Annotated in this window: 20 protein-coding genes and 1 other RNA gene; 5 read left to right on the top strand and 16 right to left on the bottom strand. The window is 73.1% G+C overall.

The window, feature by feature from the left end; translation table 11 throughout:
- Window positions 1-19 precede the first annotated feature (19 nt).
- On the top strand, window positions 20-1,024 hold the full coding sequence (locus F1C76_15705; GenBank protein QNG37833.1) for a potassium channel family protein: 1,005 nt from the start codon (window positions 20-22) through the stop codon (window positions 1,022-1,024).
- Between the two features lies 1 nt (window position 1,025).
- Here F1C76_15705 and F1C76_15700 read toward each other — a convergent pair whose 3' ends face one another.
- Window positions 1,026-2,504, bottom strand: coding sequence for an adenylate/guanylate cyclase domain-containing protein (locus F1C76_15700; protein ID QNG39295.1), 1,479 nt, complete (start codon window positions 2,502-2,504; stop codon window positions 1,026-1,028).
- Window positions 2,505-2,639: 135 nt separating this feature from the next.
- Here F1C76_15700 and F1C76_15695 point away from each other — a divergent pair, with 135 nt between their 5' ends.
- The gene (locus F1C76_15695) at window positions 2,640-4,091 is read left to right on the top strand and encodes a glycogen debranching protein (protein ID QNG37832.1); all 1,452 of its coding nucleotides are present in this window, start codon (window positions 2,640-2,642) and stop codon (window positions 4,089-4,091) included.
- Window positions 3,776-4,573: a DUF4240 domain-containing protein gene (locus F1C76_15690; protein QNG37831.1), complete on the top strand. Its 798-nt coding sequence runs from the start codon at window positions 3,776-3,778 to the stop codon at window positions 4,571-4,573. The genes F1C76_15695 and F1C76_15690 overlap by 316 nt, the downstream gene beginning before the upstream one ends.
- Window positions 4,574-4,578: 5 nt before the next feature.
- Here the strand turns inward: F1C76_15690 and F1C76_15685 are convergent, their stop codons facing one another.
- From F1C76_15685 to F1C76_15675, 3 genes are read right to left on the bottom strand one after another with little or no spacing between them, the layout of a single operon-like run.
- Window positions 4,579-4,815, bottom strand: coding sequence for a DUF1059 domain-containing protein (locus F1C76_15685; GenBank protein ID QNG37830.1), 237 nt, complete (start codon window positions 4,813-4,815; stop codon window positions 4,579-4,581).
- A complete protein-coding gene (locus F1C76_15680; protein ID QNG37829.1) occupies window positions 4,812-5,711 on the bottom strand; it encodes an alpha/beta hydrolase in 900 nt (299 codons plus the stop codon). The genes F1C76_15685 and F1C76_15680 overlap by 4 nt, the downstream gene beginning before the upstream one ends.
- Window positions 5,712-5,752: 41 nt before the next feature.
- A complete protein-coding gene (locus tag F1C76_15675; protein QNG37828.1) occupies window positions 5,753-6,823 on the bottom strand; it encodes an alpha/beta fold hydrolase in 1,071 nt (356 codons plus the stop codon).
- Between the two features lie 101 nt (window positions 6,824-6,924).
- Here F1C76_15675 and F1C76_15670 point away from each other — a divergent pair, with 101 nt between their 5' ends.
- Window positions 6,925-7,959, top strand: coding sequence for a 5-methyltetrahydropteroyltriglutamate--homocysteine methyltransferase (locus tag F1C76_15670; protein QNG37827.1), 1,035 nt, complete (start codon window positions 6,925-6,927; stop codon window positions 7,957-7,959).
- A gap of 73 nt (window positions 7,960-8,032) precedes the next feature.
- On the opposite strand, the gene ssrA is transcribed toward F1C76_15670, so the two are convergent.
- Window positions 8,033-8,409, bottom strand: a transfer-messenger RNA (tmRNA) gene (ssrA, locus tag F1C76_15665).
- Between the two features lie 91 nt (window positions 8,410-8,500).
- Complete coding sequence (locus tag F1C76_15660) at window positions 8,501-9,652, bottom strand: magnesium and cobalt transport protein CorA (protein QNG37826.1); 1,152 nt, start codon at window positions 9,650-9,652, stop codon at window positions 8,501-8,503.
- A gap of 346 nt (window positions 9,653-9,998) precedes the next feature.
- Between F1C76_15660 and F1C76_15655 the strand changes: the two genes are divergently transcribed.
- Entirely contained in the window at window positions 9,999-10,670 is a 672-nt protein-coding gene (locus F1C76_15655) for a hypothetical protein (GenBank protein QNG39294.1), read from the top strand.
- Here F1C76_15655 and F1C76_15650 read toward each other — a convergent pair.
- The 10 genes from F1C76_15650 to F1C76_15605 all read right to left on the bottom strand — a co-directional run bounded on the left by F1C76_15650 (window position 10,612) and on the right by F1C76_15605 (window position 20,035).
- Window positions 10,612-11,088 (bottom strand): carboxymuconolactone decarboxylase family protein, encoded by a 477-nt coding sequence (locus tag F1C76_15650; protein QNG39293.1) that lies wholly within the window; start codon window positions 11,086-11,088, stop codon window positions 10,612-10,614. The two genes, F1C76_15655 and F1C76_15650, sit on opposite strands and share 59 nt — an antisense overlap.
- Window positions 11,089-11,171: 83 nt before the next feature.
- Window positions 11,172-12,065 carry a hypothetical protein gene (locus F1C76_15645; protein ID QNG37825.1) on the bottom strand — a complete coding sequence of 298 codons (894 nt, stop codon included), beginning with the start codon at window positions 12,063-12,065 and terminating at the stop codon, window positions 11,172-11,174.
- Window positions 12,066-12,093: 28 nt separating this feature from the next.
- Window positions 12,094-13,071 (bottom strand): GNAT family N-acetyltransferase, encoded by a 978-nt coding sequence (locus F1C76_15640; protein ID QNG37824.1) that lies wholly within the window; start codon window positions 13,069-13,071, stop codon window positions 12,094-12,096.
- 11 nt (window positions 13,072-13,082) lie between these two features.
- Window positions 13,083-13,976, bottom strand: a complete 894-nt coding sequence (locus F1C76_15635) for an amidohydrolase (GenBank protein ID QNG37823.1) — start codon at window positions 13,974-13,976, stop codon at window positions 13,083-13,085.
- Window positions 13,973-14,896 (bottom strand): NADP-dependent oxidoreductase, encoded by a 924-nt coding sequence (locus F1C76_15630; protein ID QNG37822.1) that lies wholly within the window; start codon window positions 14,894-14,896, stop codon window positions 13,973-13,975. The genes F1C76_15635 and F1C76_15630 overlap by 4 nt, the downstream gene beginning before the upstream one ends.
- A complete protein-coding gene (gene smpB, locus F1C76_15625; GenBank protein ID QNG37821.1) occupies window positions 14,893-15,375 on the bottom strand; it encodes an SsrA-binding protein SmpB in 483 nt (160 codons plus the stop codon). Before smpB ends, F1C76_15630 begins: the two co-directional genes overlap by 4 nt.
- A gap of 69 nt (window positions 15,376-15,444) precedes the next feature.
- Window positions 15,445-16,329: an ABC transporter permease gene (locus tag F1C76_15620; GenBank protein QNG37820.1), complete on the bottom strand. Its 885-nt coding sequence runs from the start codon at window positions 16,327-16,329 to the stop codon at window positions 15,445-15,447.
- 33 nt (window positions 16,330-16,362) lie between these two features.
- Window positions 16,363-17,052 (bottom strand): cell division ATP-binding protein FtsE, encoded by a 690-nt coding sequence (ftsE, locus tag F1C76_15615; GenBank protein ID QNG37819.1) that lies wholly within the window; start codon window positions 17,050-17,052, stop codon window positions 16,363-16,365.
- 62 nt (window positions 17,053-17,114) lie between these two features.
- Complete coding sequence (gene prfB, locus F1C76_15610; protein ID QNG37818.1) at window positions 17,115-18,227, bottom strand: peptide chain release factor 2; 1,113 nt, start codon at window positions 18,225-18,227, stop codon at window positions 17,115-17,117.
- Between the two features lie 59 nt (window positions 18,228-18,286).
- Entirely contained in the window at window positions 18,287-20,035 is a 1,749-nt protein-coding gene (locus F1C76_15605; GenBank protein ID QNG39292.1) for an EAL domain-containing protein, read from the bottom strand.
- Window positions 20,036-20,154 lie beyond the last annotated feature (119 nt).

The following is a 20,154-nucleotide window of genomic DNA, read 5'->3' as shown; positions in this document are numbered from 1 at the left end:
CAACGGGGCGGCGTCGGTGATGAACGACCACGGTGGCGTGCAGCTGGCGCACACCGAGCAGTCCCCGTTCCGCCAGGTCGGCAAGCGCGTGGTCATCGCCACGGTGGTGCTGGTGGCCACCGTGCTGCTCGTGTACTTCGACCGGGACGGCTACCGGGACAACAACGGCGGCGAGCTCTCCCTGCTCGACGCCACGTACTACGCCACGGTGAGCCTCTCGACCACCGGCTACGGCGACATCACCCCGGTCACCCCGGGCGCCCGGCTGGTCAACATCCTCATCATCACGCCGCTGCGCGTGCTGTTCCTGCTCATCCTCATCGGGACCACGCTGGAGGCGCTCACCGCGCGCTCCCGCGAGGAGTTCCGGGTCCGCCGTTGGAGGTCCTCGGTGCGTCAGCACGTCATCGTGTGCGGTTACGGCACCAAGGGCCGCAGCGCGATCCGCGCCCTGGTCTCCACCGGCACCGCGCCGGACCACATCGTGGTCGTCGACCCCAGCCCGGCGATGATCGAGGAGGCCAACTCGATCGGGCTGACCGGCATCGTCGGGGACGCCACCCGGGCCGACGTGCTCAAGCGGACGTCGATCGAGAAGGCCCGCGCGGTCATCGTCGCGGCCAACCGGGACGACACCGCCGTCCTCATCACCCTCACCGTGCGCCAGCTCAACCCCAGCGTGCCGATCACCGCCAGCGTGCGCGAGGAGGAGAACGCCAGCCTGCTGCGCCAGTCCGGCGCCGACTCGGTGATCACCTCCTCCTCCACCTCGGGCCGACTGCTCGGCCTGGCCACCGACAGCCCGCGGGTCGTCGCCGTGGTCGAGGACCTGCTCACCTCCGGGCACGGCCTGGACCTCACCCAGCGCACCGTGTCCTCCTCCGAGGTGGGCATGGGCGCCCGTCAGCTGCGCGACGTGGTGCTGTCGGTGACCCGGGGCGGGCGCACGCTGCGCTTCGACGACCCCCAGATCGGCACCCTGCAGAGCGAGGACGTGCTCGTCGTCGTCCGCTCGCACGCCTGAGTCAGGCGGCCACCCAGGTCCTCGTCGGCTCGGAGCGCCCGCGCAGGACGACGTCCTCGCCGCGGGACCACCAGCGCCGCTCGGCGGGGTCCGCGGCCGCCAGCGCGGCGTCGGAGGCGACGACCCGGCCCGGGTGGTCCTTGGCCAGCTCGGTGAGCCGGGCCGCGGTGTTCACCGCGTCGCCGATGACGGTGTACTCCAGCCGGCTGGCCGCCCCGACCTGACCGGCGACGACGTCGCCCCAGGCCACCCCGACGCCGACGTCGACCTCCCCCGCCTCGGCCACGGCCGCGCAGACCGCCCGGGCCGCCCGCAGGGCCGAGCCGGCCGCGTCGAGCAGTGCCGCCGGGGCGCCGAAGACGCACAGCGCGGCGTCGCCCTCGAACTTGTTGACCAAGCCCCCTTCGGCGGACACCGCGTCCACGACGACGGCGAAGAACCGGTTGAGCAGGCCGACCATCTCCTGCGGGCCGACCTGCTCGGCCAGCGTGGTGGAGCCCGAGACGTCGACGAACAGCGCGGCCACGGTGCGGGTCTCCCCGCCCAGCTCGACGCCGTTCTCCAACGCCCGGGCCGCGACGTCGGCCCCGACGTGCCGGCCGAACAGGTCGCGCATCCGCTCCCGCTCGGCCAGTCCGGCGGCCATCGAGTTCACCCCGGTCTGCAGCAACCCGATCTCGCCGGCGTCGTCGACCTGCACCCGGACGTCGGTCTCCCCCTCCCCCACCCGCTGGACGGCCCGCCGCAGCACCACCAGCGGGGTGCCCACCGAGCGGGCGACCAGCAGGGTGGCCAACAGCCCGACGACCAGGCTCACCCCGGGCAGGAACAGCGCGGTGAACCGTCCCGGCGTGCCCGTCCCGGTGGGGTCCAGGACCAGCAGCACCAACCCGACCATGGGGACCCCGCTGGTCAGGCCCCAGGTGAGCAGCAGGCGTCGGCGCACCGACAGCGTCCGCGGCACCTCCGGCGGGTGCGCGGCCAGGGCCCGGGCGGTCACGTGCCGGCCGGCCCGGGCGACCAGCAGGTGGGTGACGCCCGCGGTCACCACCCCGCCGAGGACGACCGACAGCCCGGTGCGCAGCCCGACGAGGGGCTGCGGGTAGACCGACGCCGCGACCACGCCGATGCCCACCGCCCCGACCGCCCAGACCACCGCGACGATCCGGGCCACGTCGGCGGGCAGCCGCAGCGCGATCAGCGCCTCCTCGGGGATGGGCTCACGGCCGGACCACAACCAGGCGTTGGTGCGCCGCTGGCGCCGCAGCCCCCAGACCGTGCCCACCGGGACGGCGAGCAGCAGGTAGCCGGCGCCGCTGACCGCGGTGACCAACCGGGCGGTGGTGGAGTCCGAGGTGGTCACCCCGAGCAGCAGCAGGGTCACCACGCCGGCGCCGACCAGGTTCGCCACCACGACCAGCAGCACGATGACCGGGACGACGACCCGGTCGGCCGGGGCGACGCGGCGCACCGCGCGCACGACCCCGGTGACCCTCACGGACGTCCCAACGAGCAGGTCGCCGCCGGGACACGTGACCCGGCTCGCACCCACCCCGGGTTGGTCAGGGCCCGGCCGCGGGCGAGGATCGGCACTCGGCCACCGCTGAGGAGCACGATGACGGTCTCGCAGCCCACCCCGAACGACGTCGCGCTGATGGCCGGGCGTGCCGGCTACGTGCTCAAGGGCAACGACCGCGGGGACTTCACCGTCGCCTCACCCACGCTCTACCCGCACATGTGGAGCTGGGATGCCGGCTTCGTGGCGCTGGGCATCGCGACGGTCTCGGTGCCGCGGGCGCTGACCGAGCTGCGCACGCTGCTCTCGGGTCAGTGGGCCACCGGGATGCTCCCGCACATCCTGTTCCACTCCCCCAGCGACTACTTCCCCGACCCGGACCGCTGGCGCACCCAGGTCGCCGCGGCCCGCCCGGCCGGGGTGCTCACCTCGGGCATCACCCAGCCGCCGATCCACGTCATCGCGCTGTCCCGGATCCTGCACGACGCCCGGCGCCGCGGGGGTCCGGACCAGGAGCTGGCCGAGCAGTTCGTGGTCGAGACCTTCCCGCAGTGGCTGGCCTGGCACCGCTACCTGGCCACCGCCCGCGACCCCTACGCGCACGGGCTGGTGGAGATCCACCACGGCTGGGAGTCCGGGATGGACGACTCCCCGCGCTGGGACGAGCCCTACTCCCACGTGCACCCGGGCCCGGGGATGCCGCCGTTCGTCCGCCGGGACCTGGCCCACGTGTCCGACCCGTCGCAGCGCCCCTCGGACGCCGAGTACGCCCGCTACCTGTGGCTGCTGGAGCAGAAGGTCCGGGCCCGCTACGACGACGCCGCCTACCGGGCGACCGGGGACTTCGTCGTCGGCGACGTGCTGGTCAGCGCGCTGCTCGCCGCCGCCAGCGACCTGCTGGCCGACATCGGCACCGAGCTGGGCATCGTCGAGGGGGTCGAGGAGTCCCGCGCGATCGCCCGCCGGTTCCGCACCGGGGTGCTCCGCTCGGTCGACCCGGCCACCGACCTGGCCCGCGACCTGGACCTGCGCACCGGGACGTACCTCGACGTCGACTCCGCGGCCGGGTTCGCGCCGCTGCTGTGCGGTGGGGACGACGCGCTGATCCGCCGCCAGCGCGACCTGCTGCTGGGCCCCCGCTGGTGCGGGCACTCCCGGCTGCGCTGGCCCGTCGTCCCCTCGGTGTCCCCGGCGTCCCCGCACTTCCGGGAGCGCACCTACTGGCGTGGGCCGCAGTGGCCGGTGCTCAACTGGCTGATGGCCTGGGCGCTGAACCGGTCCGGGGAGCAGGAGGCCGCGAACTCGCTGCGGCTGGCGGGGCTCGCGCAGCTGGTGGACTGCGACTTCGCCGAGTACTACGAGCCGCTCACCGGCGAGCAGCTGGGCTCGCGGGACCAGTCCTGGACGGCGGCCATCGCGCTGGACTTCCTGGCCGCGCGGCGCCCCGGCCGGCGCCGCCCGGTGCGGCTGCTGACCAGCGAGCTGCCCCGGGTCACGCCGGCCGGGCGCCCGCCGACCCAGGAGTTCGGAGGTCCTACGGTGACCCGGTGACCGAGGACGCGTTCTGGGAGCTGGTCGAGACCGCCGGGCCCACCCCCGACCGGGTGCGCGCCGCGCTGGAGGGCCTGCCCGACGACGAGGTGGTCGCCTTCCGCGCCCTGCTGCGCGCCCAGGTCGCCCGGGCCAACGACTGGGGCGTCTGGGCGGCGGGCTACCTGGCACACGGCGGGATGAGCGACGACTCGTTCCTGGACTTCCGCTTCTGGCTGGTGCACCAGGGCCGCGCCGCCGTCGACGCCGTGCTCGCCGAGCCCGACGCTCTGGCCGGGCTGAGCTGGACCGACGAGGAGTTCGAGCACGCCGAGGACCTCGGCTACGTCGCCGACGAGGTGCTCACCGCCCGCGGGACCAGCGTGCCCGCCGACGGCGTCTCGCTGTTCGCCGACCCGACCGGCGAGGAGTTCCCGGAGGAGGACCGGGCCTGGTTCGCCGAGCACCTCCCCCGGCTCTGGGCGCGGTCCGGCGGTCTCTGAGGCCCTCAGTCCGCAGGCAGCTCGGCGAAGGTCTGCTTCGCGCCCCGGTACCAACCCATCGCCTTCTTCGGGTGCCGCCAACGGCTCTTCATGTCGTCCCGGGCCGGCTGGTGGGCGGCGTCCCCGGCCTTCTCGGCGTCCTTGAGGTGCTGGTCCTGCGCGTTGATCACGTCGTCGGCGCTCTCGCCGCGGTGCGCGGTGTCGCAGGGGCCGCCCAGCTGGCGGCAGGTCATGGTCTTCACGGTCGGTGCTCCTCGTGGTCGGTGGCGTCCTCACCGTGCTGACGTGCGGCGCGCCCGGAACGTGACAGGTGGTCGGTCAGCACGGCGAGGAACTCCGGCAGCACCGCCCCGGCCAGCGCGTGGCCCATGCCCGGCACGGTGACCAGCCGTGCGGCCGGCCCGAGGGCCGCGGCCAGGTGCCCCGCGGCCGGCGGCGGGTAGGCCGGGTCGGCCGGCGCCTCCACCACCAGCCTCGGGACGACGACCGAGGCCAGCTCGGCGCCCCGCTCCAGGCCGGACTGGTCAGCGGTGGCGTGCGGCAGCGCGGACCGGAACCCACCGGCATGCGCGGCTGCCCGTTGCTCGGTGCGCGCCCACTCGGCAGGGTCGAACGGGGTGCCGGTGCCGTTGAGCAGCCGCCAGTGCTCGACCCGCCAGGCCAGCTCGGCGTCGTCGTCGCGGGGCTCGGCCATCGTGGCCCAGAACGCGAGCAGCTCCGCCGACGGCCCGGCCGACTCCTCCCCCGGCGCGCCCCCGAGAGCGCCGGTGCAGATCAACGTGGCGCTGCGCAGCCGGTCGGGGTGGTCGAGCAGCAGCAGCTGGACCAGCATCCCGCCCAGCGACATGCCGACGACGTGCGCCCGCTCGATCCCGAGCGCGTCCAGGACGGCCACCGCGTCGGTGGCCAGGTCGCGCAGGGCGTAGGTGCTCCCCCCGGTCGAGCGGCCGGTGTCCCGGTGGTCGTAGACGACGACGCGGTGCTCACGGGCGAGGGCGGTGACCAGCTCCGGGGGCCACAGCAGACCAGACGAGGCAGCACCCATGACCAGCAGGACGGCGGGGGCGTCGGGATCCCCCCGCTCCTCGACCCAGAGGTCGACGCCGGGGGCGACGGGGACGAGCTGTTCGCGGGGCATCCCCCGACCGTGCCCGACCCCGCCGCCGTGGTCCAGCGAGTTCAGGCCGGCCGGGCCAGCAGCTCGGACAGGTTCGTGTCGACGGCGTCCAGGTAGGTCTTCTCGAACCCGAACAGCCCGAAGTGCCCGGCGATGCTGGGCAGCACCCGCAGCTCGCTGTTCGGGGTGAGGGCCTGCTCGGCGGCACAGTCCCGCGGCGGGAAGAACATGTCCTCGTCGATCGGCATCACGAAGGTCGTCGCGGTGACCCGGCCCAGCGCCGCGGCCAGGTCTCCGCCGGTGTTGCGGGCGACGTCGCCGCGCTGCCACTTCCAGCCCTGCACCAGCAGCGAATTGGGGTCCATCGCGCCGAAGACGGCCTGGACGAAGCGCTCCTGGAACTCCTCGAAGGTGTCCCACGTGACGTCGGGCAGCTCGATGCCCCTCCAGAACCCCGAGCGCCAGAACTCGGTCGACAGGCCCATGATCGCCCAGATGTCGGCGTGCCGGCGCAGCCCGTCGGCCACCTCCGTGTTCGACCGGTAGGCACCCCCGGCCCACCCCGGGTCGGAGGTGATCGCGTCCAGGAGAGCCCGGGTGAAGAGGAAGTCGTGCGGGGTGTTCTGCGCGGTGCCGGCGATCGGGGCCGCCCGGGCGACCTGCTCGGGGAAGCGGACCGCCCACTCCCAGGTCTGCTGGGCACCCATCGACCCGCCGACGACCAGCGCCCACCGCTCGATGCCGAACAGCTCGGCGGCCAGCTGCTGCTGGGCCCGGACGTCGTCCCCGATCCGCACCTTCGGGAAGGCGGCCATCGCGATCGACGCGTCGTCGGTGTTGTGCGGGGAGGTCGACAGCCCGTTGCCGATCTGGTTGACCACGACGATGAACCACCGGGTGGGGTCCAGGGCCCGGCCGGGACCGATGTAGACCTGCTCCCAGGTCGCGTGCGTACCGCTGAACCACGTCGGGATCAGGATCGCGTTGTCCTTGGCGGCGTTCAGCTCGCCGTACGTGGCGTAGGCCAGCTGCAGGTCGGGGATGCCCCCGCCCTCCTCCAGCGCGAAGCTGCCCAGCGAGTGCAGCTGGTAGGCCCCCTGGGCCTCGGGTGTGTAGAACGCGTTCTCGATCACGAGCAGCTCCTCGTCGAGCAGTCGGGGTGACGGGGCTCACCCTCCCGTCTCCACCCCCCGCTGACCACCCCCGGTCGCGCGGTCTGCGGCAGGATCGCCCCATGCCCCCGACGCTGCCCCCGCTGCCCACGACCGTCGTCGGCAGCCTGCCCCAGCCGGACTGGCTGATCGACCGCGACCGGCTGGGTCACCAGTTCCCGCCCCGGGTGCGGGCCGCCGAGCTGTGGCGCATCCCCGCCGACCACCTGCTGGAGGCCCAGGACGACGCCACCCTGGTCACCATCCGCGCCCAGGAGGCGGCCGGGCTGGACGTGATCGGGGACGGCGAGATCCGCCGCGAGTCCTACTCCAACCACTTCGCCACCGCGCTCGCAGGGCTGGACCTGGACCACCCCGGCACGGTGCGCAACCGGTCGGGCCTGGACGTGCACGTGCCCCGGGTGACCGGCGAGCTGCGCCGTCCCTCGCCCGTGCAGGTCGAGGACGTCCGGTTCCTCCGCGAGCACACCGACCGGGCCGTCAAGATCACCGTGCCGGGCCCGTTCACCATGGCCCAGCAGGCGCAGGACGACTTCTACGGCGACGACCGGCTGCTGGCGCTGGCCTACGCCGACGTCGTCCGGGAGGAGATCGCCGACCTGTTCGCCGCCGGCGCCGACATCGTGCAGCTCGACGAGCCCTGGCTGCAGGCCCGGCCCGAGGTCGCCAAGCGCTACGGGGTCGAGGTGCTCGACCGGGCGCTGGCCGGCGCGGCCGGCACCACCCACGTGCACCTGTGCTTCGGCTACGCCGCCATGGTCGCCGAGCGCCCCGAGGGCTACTCGTTCCTGCCCGAGCTGGCCGACGTCCCGGCCGACGCGATCTCCGTGGAGACCGCGCAGTCGCACCTGGACCCGGCCACCCTCGCCCCGCTGCGCGGCAAGGGCATCGCCCTCGGCGTGCTCGACCTGTCCACGCCGGAGGTGGAGACCCCCGAGGTGATCGCCGACCGGGTGCGCCGGGCGCTGGACCACGTGGACGTGGACGAGCTGCTGCTGTCCAGCGACTGCGGGCTGAAGTACCTGCCCCGTGCCGCCGCGGCCGGCAAGATGCGTGCCCTCGCGCAGGCGGCCGCCGTCCTGCGCACCGAGCTGTAGACGCGACAGCGCCCGCACGGTCGGTGACCGTGCGGGCGCTGTCCTGCCAGGGGTGGTGGCTGGGTGGTGCTGATGGTGGAGGTGGCGGGAATCGAACCCGCGTCCTTCGACGCATCACCAGGGCTTCTCCGAGCGCAGTCCGCTCTGTCCCTGCTTGGCCTTCCTGATCACACGAACAAGTCAGGACGACAGGCCCAGCCGCTGTGTGGTGTCCCGTGCAGATCCGCGGCCGATCCGCACGGTGGAGCCATCTAGCTGATGCCAGGATCCGGGCCGATGGCAGAACCCGGGCTGACAGACTCACACTGGCTGCTTAGGCAGCGAGTGCGAAGTCGCGCTGACTGGAGTCGGCGCTTGTGTGTTTTGCAACGCGTGGTTAACGAGCTCATCGTTGCCTTCCTCGGCCCGCTTCCCCTGATGCCACGACCGAAGTCGAGACCAATCACCCCCTGTGCAGTTGTAGATCCAGCATAGCCCTGTCGGCCCCGTCGCAGGGGCCCGGTGCGAGCTTGCGAGTGCTGGGGGGCGACGGGGTCCTTCCTTAGATCCAGTCGCGGCGCTTGAAGATCACGTAGAGGGTGAAGCTGACCCCGAACATGAGGGCCAACGCGAACGGGTAGCCGAACACCCAGCCCAGCTCGGGCATGTGCTCGAAGTTCATCCCGTACACGCCTCCGACCAGCGACGGGGCGAAGAGGATGGCCGCCCAGGCCGAGATCTTCTTGACCTCCTCGCCCTGGGCGATCGAGGTCTCCGAGAGCGTCTTCATCTCCTCGTTCTGCCGCTGCGCGACCAGGGTCGCGTTCACGGTGAGGATGTCGCGCAGCTGGAGCCGGAAGCCCTCCACCCGCTCGTTGATCCCGGCGACGTGGTCGGCGACGTCGCGCAGGTAGGCCCGCAGGTCCTCGTCGACGCCGTACTTCTCGAAGCCGGCGGCGATGGCGGCGCAGATCCCGGCCAGCGGCGCGGTCGCCCGGGAGACGTCGAGAACCTCCTGGGAGAGCTCGTAGATGCGCCGGGACACCCGCGGGTCCCCACCGAACACCTCGAGCTCGATCTCGTCGATGTCCTTGTCCAGGCCCTCGACGACCGGGGCGTACCCGTCGACCACGGCGTCGAGGATCGCGTAGAGGACCGCCTCGCTGCCCTTGCCCAGCAGCTCCGGGTCGCTCTCCAACCGGCGGCGCACCCGGGCGAGGTCCGGGGACTCCGAGTGCCGGACGGTGATCGCGAAGTCCCGGCCGAGGAACAGGTGCAGCTCGCCGAACTCGACCTCCTCACGGGCGTCGAGGTACCGGGCGGCCTTGAGGACGACGAACAGCGTGTCCCCGTAGCGCTCGAACTTCGGCCGCTGGTGGGCGTGGATCGCGTCCTCGACGGCCAGCTCGGGCAGGTCGTACTGCTCGGCGAGATCCCCCAGCTCGTGCGGCTCGGGGCGGTAGAGGCCCAGCCAGGCCAACCGGTCCTCGGCGAACCCGTCGGTGAGCCACTCCCGGCTCTCGGCCGGGGACTCCGGGGTGGCGATCCGCCGGCCGTTCTCGTAGACGGCGTTGTCGATCAGCTTGGACGCCCGTCCGGGCAGCTCGAGACGGGGTGCCGGCGCGGGCGCGGCACCGCCCGGGCGGGGACGGCGGGTGAGGGTGCTCAGCGCGGTCAGGGGCGCGGTGAGCTGGGTGCGGCGACGGTCGGTCACGGCGGACTCCCGGGGTGGTGCGGACGAGGGACGTCGGCAGAGGCCCCGTCGCGCATCAGGCGGCGGGGACCTCGGGACTGTGACTGGGGGGCTCGCTGCTGCGCATCGCGGCCACCTCCCTGTCCTGGAGCATCGTCGTCGGGCCCGGGTGGACCGCCGACCATCGTGACACGCCGGGGCGACCCGCCGCACGACCGGTCCCGGTCGGGGAGGTGAACACCACACCCCCGGGGTGGGTCGGTGGCCTGCGGTCCACCGGCCGCAGTGGACTGCCCGGGACGACGGTGGACTGCGTCAGGCTGGGCCGGTGCCCACCGCTCTCCCCTCGCTGACCCCCCGCGAGCAGCTGCGCGCCGGCCGGCTCCCCCGCCGGCTCACCCAGCTCTACCTCGGCCTCGCCCTCTACGGCTTCTCGATGGCGATGGTGATCGAGGCCGGCCTGGGCCTGGACCCGTGGGACGTGCTGCACCAGGGTCTCGGCGAGCAGCTGGGCTGGTCGTTCGGCACGGTGACCATCGTGGTCGGCGCCCTGGTGCTGCTGCTGTGGATCCCGCTGCGCCAGTGGCCGGGGCTCGGCACGGTCAGCAACGTGGTGGTCATCGGGGTCGCGGTCGACGCCGGGCTCTGGCTGCTGCCGCCGGTGGACTCCCTGCCGGTCCGGATCGCGCTGCTGCTGGGCGGGGTGGTCGCGAACGGGCTGGCCGGCGCGACCTACCTGGCCAGCTCGTTCGGCGCCGGTCCGCGGGACGGGCTGATGACCGGCCTGGTCGCCCGCACCGGGCGCAGCGTCCGCCTGGTCCGCACGCTGATCGAGCTCACCGTGCTGGGCGTCGGCGTGCTGCTGGGCGGCACGGTCGGCATCGGCACGGTGCTCTACGCGGTGGCCATCGGGCCGCTGGTCCAGCTGTTCCTGCCGCTGGTCGCCGTCCGGCTGCCCGGGCGCACCCCGCACCCGCCGGTCAGCCGGCGACCTCGCCCTCCGGCGGGGGCACCTGCAGGGCGACGAGGAACCGGCTGACCATCGCGTAGCCGCCGATGGTCACCATCAGCTCGACGATCTCCCGCTCGCTGAAGGTGGCCCGGACCTGCTCGAAGAGCAGCTCGGGGACCTCGATGCCCCAGGTCGAGGCATCGGTCAGCTCCAGGACCAGGTTCTGCCGGGCGTCGAAGTGCGCGGAGGGGTCCTGCTCGTAGAGGGCGTCGATCTGCTCCTCGGTGATGCCGGCCCGGCGCGCGGCGGCCTTGTGCGCGACCCACTCGAAGGCGGCGTTGTTGAGCACCGCGACCCGCAGGATGGCCAGCTCGCGCAGGTCCGCGCCCAGCGAGGAGCGGTGCCGCAGCGCGCCGAGCAGCTCGTTCCAGCCGTCGGCGACCGGCGGGCTGTGCAGCAGCAGCTTGTCCAGCGCGGACAGCTCGCCACCACGGCGGGCGGCCATCCGCTCGGCGATCGCCGCGTCGTCCGCACCGACCTCGGGGAAGGGCAGCCGGGCCGGGCCGGTGGCCTCGTGCTCGTGGGCGCTCACGACCGGGCCCCCGCGAGGACGCCGGCGGGGTAGGCGCCGTGGGCGGCCAGGGTGCGGGCCATCGGACGGGCCAGGTCCACCACCCGCTCGGTGCGCTCGGTGCCCAGGTGCGTGAAGGGCGCCAGCGACAGGTCGTCGGTGAGGTCCTCCACGGCCCGGCGCTGGGCCTCGCCCTCGTCGGTGAGCCCGGCGTCGTCGACCAGCCCGCGGTCGGCGAGCCGTTGCCAGCCCTCCGCCCACTCCTGCTCGGACCACCCTCGGGTCTTCTGGGCTGCCTGCACGGTGAACCCCCGTCCGGTCGCGGTGTGCGTGATGAGCGCCTCGAGCCCGGAGAGACCGTGCTGCTGCAGCGCCATGAGGTGCCCGTCGCCGCGGTGCTCGCGCACCAGGGTGACGGCGTGCCAGAGCCGGGTGACCGGGTCGGTCGGCCACGCGAGGTCGGCGTGCCCGGCGTAGAGCGGGCGGGCCTCGGGGGCCAGCACCGTGCACGCCTCGGCCAGCAGGTCACCGAGCTCGACGACGTCATCGGTGGCGGTGTCGCCCAGCAGCCTCGTCAGCGACGCCCGGGCGGAGTCGAACCGGGCCGCGGCGACCGCCTCGGGGGTGGCCAGCGTCCAGCAGCGCGGCACGTGCCGGGCGACGAGGCCGGGGTGGAAGTTGTAGAACGTCGCCGTCACCACGCCCGGGCCGACGGCGCCCATCGGGGCGGCCCGGCCGGCGAAGTAGGTCATCCGGCCCGGTCGGAGCCCGGCTGCCGTCAGGTGCTCGTCGAGCTCGGGGGCGAAGTAGGTGTGGGAGTGCAGCGGCTCGACCGTCCGGTGCGCCCGGCTGGCGAGCCGACGGTCGACGTCCGGCGGGGCGGCGGGTGTGAGCTGATCGACACTGACCATGGCCGGACCCTACTGGCGAGCGGTCCGATCAGGTGCGCGGGGCGAGGTGCGTCGACCAGGAGACCTGGGTGCGCCGGGTGGTGAAGCCGATCGACTCGTACAGCCCCAGCGCCTGGGTGACGTTGTCGCTGTCCACCTCCAGGCTCGCGGTGTCGCAACCGGCCGCTGCGGCGGCCCGGAGCGCGGCGATGATCACCGGCTTGGCCAGGCCGCGGCCCCGGGCAGTGGGGACGACGCCGATCTGCCCGTAGTAGGCGTCGGTGACCCCGGTCGCCGCGGTGTCCGCCTCGTGGACGTAGGCCAGCACGTAGCCGACGACCTCGTCGTGGTCCAGGGCGAGCACCGACAGGTCGGGCCGGAACGACCGCTGCCCGGTGAACATCGACTCCCACGAGGTCCGGTCCCGCTCGCTGGAGCCGTAGTGCTCGGTGAACGCGGCGTTGTGCGCGTGCCTGGCCTGCTCGTCGCGGGACCAGTCGAAGGCGACGAGGTCCACGCCCTCGACGGTGCGCGCGGGGGGCACGTCGGCCAGTGGCCGGGACATCTGCTGGAACCAGCGCACCGGTTCGAGGCCCGCGTGCCGGAGCAGGCCCTCCTGGCCGGTGATCGAGGCCTGGGCCAGCACGGTCAGCCGGGCCGGTGCCTCGGGGTGCCGTTCGGCGTGGATCGCCGTCCCCCGCTCGAGCTGCCAGCCCAGCAGGGCCCGGCCGATCCCCTCGCCGCGGCGCGCCGGGTGCACCCGGCCGTCCAGGTGCACGCCGTAGGCGTCCCGGAAGGTGGGCGGCGCGACCGCGACACCGACGGCGACCAGCTCGTCGCCGTCGAGCACCACCCGGGTGTCGGCGGCGACGTCGATGAACGGCGCGAACCAGTACTCGGCGAGGTCGTCGGCGTCGTGGTGCTCACCGGTGTCGTCGACCGCCTCGGCCGCGGCGTACAGCGCGGCGACCGCGGGCAGGTCCGCAGCGGTGAGCGGTCGGTCGGTGAGGCCGGCGGGGAAGATCACGGGTGCCGAGGCTAGCGGGGCAGGCCGAACAGGTCGGCCCCGTTCTGCCACAGCACCCGCCGCAGCCAGTCCTCGCCGAGCCCGAGCCCGTGCAGCGCGGCGAGCTGGTGGGCGTACGGGTAGGGGATCGTCGGGAAGTCGCTGCCGAGCAGCACCTTGTGGCCCAGGGCCGCCAGGCGGGGCAGCAGCGCCCGGTCGAAGGGCATCAGCCGCTCGGTGAAGTCGGTGGCGAACATCGTGGTGTCCAGCCGCACGCCGGCGTACCGCTCGGCCAGCGTCAGGAACTCGGCGTACTCGGGCATGCCGAGGTGGGCGATCACCAGCTGCAGGTCCGGGTGCCGCTCCAGCAGACCCGCCATCGGCGCGGGCCCGGTGTGCTCCCCGGCCAGCGGGCCGGACCCGCAGTGGATGACCACCGGGGTGCCGGACTCCTCCAGCCGGGTCCAGACCGGGTCGAGCAGCTCGTGCCGCGGGTCGAACGAGCCGACCTGCACGTGCACCTTGAACACCCGAGCCCCGGCCTCGATCGCCTCGGGCACGTAGTGCGCGGCCTCGGGCTCGGGGAAGAACGTGGCCGACTGGAGCACCTGCGGGTGGGCGGCGGCGAACGCGGCCGACCAGTCGTTGAGCCCGGCGGCCATGCCCGGCTTGTGCGGGTAGTTCAGTGCGGAGAACGCCCGGACGCCGAGCGCGGCCAGCCGGTCCAGCCGCTGCTCGACGGGCCCCTCGTAGCTGATCGGCCAGGGCGCGCCGTAGTGGCTCTCGGCGTCGGCGAAGTACGCCCACACCGCCGCCTGCACCCGCTCGGGCATGAAGTGCACGTGCACGTCGACCAGCCCGGGCAGCCCCAGCTCGCCCCAGAACCGGGGGACGTCGGCGTCGTCGACCGGGGGCGGGACGGTCATCGCAGCGTGACGACGACCTTGCCGCGCACGTGTCCGGCGGCGACCAGCTCGTGCGCCTCGGCGGTGCGCTCCAGCGGGAACGCCTTGGCGATCGGCACCCGCAGCTGGCCGTCCTCGACCAGCCGGGCCAGTTCCTCGAGGTCGTGGGCCTCGGGCCGGACGAACACGTACCGACCGCCCAGGTCGTTCACCGCCGGGTCGACGACCGAGGCGATCCGGGCCGGGTCGCGCACCTGGTCGGGCGCGTCGGCCAGGGTGGGTCCGCCGACCAGGTCCAGGACGGCGTCCACCGGCTCGGACAGCTGCTCGCTCAGCGGGCCATCGGCGTAGTCGTAGACCTCGGCACAGCCGGCCTCGCGGAGGAACCCGTGGTTCTTCGCCGACGCCGTGCCGATGACGTGCGCCCCCAGCGCGACGGCGATCTGGACGGCGTTGAAGCCGACCCCGCCCGAGGCCCGGTGCACCAGCACCCGGTCGCCCTCGCCCACGTCGAGGGTCTCGGTGAGCGCCTGGTAGGCGGTCAGCCCGGCCAGCGGCAGTGCCCCGGCCTCGGCGAAGGACAGCGACGGCGGCTTGTGCGCCAGGCACCGCTGCGGGGCGGCGACCAGCTCGGCGCAGGTGCCCAGGCCGACGTCGTCCCGACGCACGTAGCCGAACACCTCGTCGCCGACGGTGAACGACGTGACCGCCGGCCCGACCTGCTCGACGACGCCGGAGACGTCCCAGCCCGGCACGATCGGGAAGTGGTGCGGGAACAGCTCGGCCAGCCCGCCGGAGCGGATGCCGACGTCGACCGGGTTGACCCCTGCCGCGTGCACCCGGACCAGCACGACGTCGGGTCCGACCGGCGGGGTGGGCAGGTCCTCGCGGAGCTGCAGCACCTCGACACCGCCGAAGGCGTCGTACGCGATGCCCCTCACTTCCGGCCCCCCCGCTTCACGTACTGCCCGAACGCGCGCTCCATCTCCCGGCGGCTGTCCCGCTCGGCGAGGTCCTGGCGCTTGTCGTAGGTCTTCTTGCCCTTGGCCAGGGCGAGCGTGGCCTTGGCCTTGCCGTCCTTGAAGTACATGTCCAGCGGGACGAGCGTCAGCCCGCCCTCCTTGGTCTTGCCGATCAGCTTCTCGATCTCCGAGCGGTGCATGAGGATCTTCCGCTTGCGGCGCGGGGTGTGGTTGGTCCAGGTGCCCTCGGTGTACTCCGGGATGTGCACGTGGTGCAGCCACACCTCGCCGTCCTCGACCATGGCGAAGCCGTCCACCAACGAGGCACGACCCATGCGCAGGCTCTTGACCTCGGTGCCGGTGAGCACCAGGCCCACCTCGTAGGTGTCGAGGATCGAGTAGTCGTGCCGCGCCTTCTTGTTCTGGGCGATGAACTTCCGCCCCTGTTCACGCGGCATGCCCCCCAGGTTACCGGCGCCGCGCCACCCGGAATCGCGGCGGACGCGGCACCGGCCCCTCGGACGGCACTACAGACGCACGTACAACCGCAGCGTCACGTAGGCGGCGATCGCGGCCAGCAGCATGCCGGCGCCGGTGATCACCGGGCTGATCGTGGCGATGACGCCCCAGTCGACCGGCGGGATGATGCCCGCCCGGATCGGCCCGGCCAGCGTCCGGTCGATGAACAGCACCTTGGTGAGCACCAGCCCGACGGTTGCCAGCAGGCCACCGAGGAGGCCGGCGAGCGCGGCCTCGAGGATGAACGGCAGCTGGGTGTACCAGCGGGAGGCGCCGACGAGTCTCATGATGTTGGTCTCGTTGCGCCGGTTGAAGGCCGCGAGCTGGATCGTGTTGGAGATCAGCAGCAACGCGGCCAGGGCCTGGACGACGGCCACCGCGATGGTGGCGTTGCGGGCCCCGTTGAGCAGGCTGAACAGCCGGTCGAGGAAGTCGCCCTCGTCGCGCACCTGGTCCACGCCGTTCTGGCCGTCGGGGAACTCCGCGGCGATGACCTCGTAGCGCTCGGGGTTGACCAGCTCGACCCGGAAGCTCTCCGGCAGGGCGTTCGGGTCGGTGTTCTCGACCAGGGCCGGCTGCTGGCTGAACTGCTCGGTGAACCGCTCGTAGGCCTCGGCCTTGGACTCGTAGATGAAGTTCGCGACCTCCGGTGAGGCGGACAGCTCCTCCGAGATCGACTGGCGCTGCTCCTCGGTCACGTCGTCGGCCAGGAAGATCGAGACCTGGACCTTGTCGTAGTAGATGGCGCGCATGTCGCTGATCATGTTGGCGATGACCAGGCCGGTCCCCATGAGCGCCAGCGAGATGCCGGTCGTCAGGATCATGGCGACCGTCATGGTCAGGTTCCGACGCAGCCCGGTGGCCACCTCGGAGAGGACGAAGTTGACGCGCATGTGTTCCTCAGGAGTTCCTGTGCGGGGAGGCGGTCAGCGACCGACGCCGTAGACGCCGCGCGACTGGTCGCGGCTGACGACGCCCTCGTTGAGCTCGATGACGCGACGGCGCATGGAGTCGACGATGTGGTAGTCGTGCGTGGCCATCACCACGGTGGTGCCGGTGCGGTTGATCCGCTCCAGCAGCAGCATGATCCCCTGGCTGGTCTCGGGGTCGAGGTTGCCGGTGGGCTCGTCGGCGAGCAGCACCAGCGGGCGGTTCACGAACGCGCGGGCGATGGCCACGCGCTGCTGCTCACCACCGGAGAGCTCGGTGGGCAGCCGCTCGGCCTTGCCCTCCAGGCCGACCATCTCCAGCACCTCGGGGACGACGCGCTTGATCGTCTTCTGCGGCTTGTTGATCACCTCGAGGGCGAAGGCCACGTTCTCGGCGACGGTGCGGTTCTTCAGCAGCCGGAAGTCCTGGAAGACGCAGCCCATGGTCCGGCGCAGCTTGGGCACCTGCCACTTGCTCATCGTGCCCAGGTTCTTGTCGTTGACCGTGACGGTGCCGGTCGTCGGGTCGTCCTCCTTGAGCAGCAGCCGCAGGAAGGTCGACTTGCCCGACCCCGAGGCGCCGATGAGGAAGACGAACTCGCCCTTGTCGATCTCCATGGAGACGTCGTCCAGAGCCGGCCGACTGCTCGTCGGGTACAGCTTGGTGACGTGTTGCAATTCGATCACGGGGACTGACCGTACCCGTCGGACCTGGGCATCCTGGTCGGCTCGCCGGGGTGGACCGCCGCTCAGACGGCGGGCGCGTCCTCCTGCTCCTTGCGCCAGCGGATGCCGGCCTCGATGAACGGGTCGAGGTCGCCGTCGAGCACGTTGGACGGGTTGCCCGACTCGGTCTCGGTGCGCAGGTCCTTCACCATCTGGTACGGGTGCAGCACGTAGGAGCGCATCTGGTTGCCCCAGCTGCTGCCCTCGCCCTTCAGGGCGTCCATCTCGGCCTTCTGCTCCCGCTGGCGGACGACGAGCAGCCGCGCCTGCAGCACCCGGAGCGCCGCGGCCCGGTTCTGGATCTGGGACTTCTCGTTCTGGCAGGACACCACGATGCCGGTGGGGATGTGGGTCATCCGGACGGCGGAGTCGGTGGTGTTGACCGACTGGCCACCGGGGCCGCTGGAGCGGAAGACGTCGACCCGGATCTCGTTGTCGGGGATGTCCACGTGGTCGGTCTGCTCGACGACGGGGAGCACCTCGACACCGGCGAAGGAGGTCTGTCGTCGTCCCTGGTTGTCGAAGGGCGAGATGCGCACCAGGCGGTGCGTGCCCTGCTCGACCGAGAGCGTGCCGTAGGCGTAGGGCTGCTTGACCGCGAAGGTGGCCGACTTGATGCCGGCCTCCTCGGCGTAGGAGGTGTCGTAGACCTCGGTCGGGTAGCCCTTGCGCTCGGCCCAGCGCAGGTACATGCGCAGCAGCATCTCGGCGAAGTCCGCGGCGTCCACGCCCCCGGCCTCCGAGCGGATGGTCACCAGGGCCTCGCGGGCGTCGTACTCCCCGGACAGCAGGGTGCGGACCTCGAGCTCCTCGATGGACTTGTGCAGGCCCTCCATCTCGCGCTCGGCCTCGGCGCGGGTGGCCTCGTCGTCCTCCTCGGCCGCCATCTCCCACAGCACGCCGACGTCGTCGATCCGGCTGCGGAGGTCCTCGACCCGGCGCAGGTCGCCCTGCAGGTAGGACAGCCGCGAGGTGAGCTTCTGGGCGGTCTCGACGTCGTCCCAGAGGTCCGGGGCGGCGGACTGCTGTTCGAGGTCACGGATCTCGTCGCGCAGGTCGTCGAGCTTGAGCACGGTCTCGATCGACCGCAGCGTCCCGTTCAGGTCGTCCAGGCGGGAGGAGAAGTCAGCGGCCACGTCTGACCACGGTAGTGGTCGCCCACCACCCTGGACAGCGCAGGACGGTCCGCGACGGTTCAGCCGGGGACGACGGCCCGACGCCGGCTGCGGGAGCCGAGCCAGCGGGGCAGGTCCGCGGCGGGCATGGGGCGGGCGATGAAGAAGCCCTGGCCGTAGGTGCAGCCCAGCGCGGTGACCGTGGCCAGCTGCTCCTCGGTCTCCACACCCTCGGCGACGCTGCGCATGCCGCACGCCCGGGCCAGGCTGACCACCGTCTCCACCGCGGCCGCGGACTGGCTGGCCCGCCGGTGGCCGGCACCGGCCACCCCGGCCACCAGGCTGCGGTCGATCTTGAGGATGCCGGCGGGCATGGACACGATCTGGCCCAGGCAGGAGAAGCCGCTGCCGAAGTCGTCGATGGACACCTCGATGCCGGACACCCGCAGCTCGGCGAACTGCTCGGCGGCCCGCTCGGGGTCCTCGGCGACGCTGGTCTCGGTCAGCTCGAGCACCAGCCGCTCGGGCCGCAGGCCCGACTCGACCAGCGCCGCGGTGACGTCGGCGACCAGCGTGCCGGCCCCGATGTGGGTGGCGCTGATGTTCACCGCCGCGGTCAGCGGCAGGCCCATCGCGTCCCAGGCCGCGGCGTCGCGGGCCACGGTGCCCAGCACCCAGCGGGTGAGCTCACCGACCAGCCCGGAGGCCTCGGCGTCGGGGATGAACTCCCCCGGCGGCAGCAGCCCGCGCTCGGGGTGCTGCCAGCGGACCAGCGCCTCGACGCCGGTGACCGCGCGGGTGCGCAGGTGCATCAGCGGTTGGTAGTGCACGACGAGCTGCCCGGCCGCGATGGCGTCGTGCAGCTCGGAGGCCACCCGGAGCCGGCGTTCGGCGGCGACCCGCAGGTCCGGGGAGAACAGCCGCACGGTGTTGCGGCCGGCGGCCTTGGCCGCGTAGACGGCGAGGTCGGCGTCGCGGACGAGGTCGGTGGCCCGGTCGACCTGGCGGGCGGTGGCCACGGCGATGCCCACGCTGACGGTCAGCGGGACGACGGACCCGGCCACCCGGAAGGGCTCGGTGAAGGCGTCCTGGCAGCGCAGCGCGAGGGCGGCGGCGTCGGACTCGGTGCAGCCCCGGCCGAGGACGACGAACTCGTCTCCCCCCAGCCGGCCCACGGTGTCCTCCTCGCGGGTGTGCTCGGCCAGCCGCAGCGCGACGTCGCGGATCAGCTGGTCGCCGGCGTCGTGGCCGAGGCTGTCGTTGACCGCCTTGAACCCGTCGACGTCGAGGAACAGCACGGCGACCGGCCGGTCGGCGTCACCGGCGAGCTCGGCGTCGATCAGCTCCTGCAGGTGCCGGCGGTTGGGCAGGTCGGTGAGGTGGTCGACCCGGTCGCGGCGGGCGGTGGCCCGGACGGCCTCGACCCGGGCGGTGATGTCGGTGTGGGTGACCACGAGGAGCCCGGCGGCGTCGACCCGGGCGGCCTGCACGTGCACCCAGCGCCCGGTCTGCCCGGGGGCCAGCGCGCAGTCGACGGACACCGGGTCGCCGCCGTGGGCGGAGAGCTCGCCGAGCGCAGCCAGCAGCCTGCGGACGTCGCCGTCGTCCCGGACGGCCAGCACGGCCTCGCCGTAGTCGTCGCCGACGGTGACCGGGAGCCCGGGCCGGTGCTGCAGCTGGTCGGTCCACGCCGCGTTGACCTGCAGGATCGTGCCGTCGGGGTGCAGCAGCACCGCCGGTGCGGGCAGGGCATCCAGGACGGCGCCGATCGGCGGGGGTGCCGCGGGGGTCTCCCGCGCGCGGTGTCCACCTGCGCGGGGGCCGTCCACGAGCGGGACGGCAGGTGACGACACGGCGGCCAGCGTAGGGAAGCGCAGCCCGCTCTCGCTCTGTCACCGTCCGCTCACGCATGCCCCGTCGGTGTGTCGCCCGGACGAGTCACCGACCC

Source organism: Geodermatophilaceae bacterium NBWT11, from assembly GCA_014218215.1.
Lineage (GTDB): Bacteria > Actinomycetota > Actinomycetes > Mycobacteriales > Geodermatophilaceae > Klenkia.
This window is presented reverse-complemented; position numbering and strand designations above follow the sequence as displayed.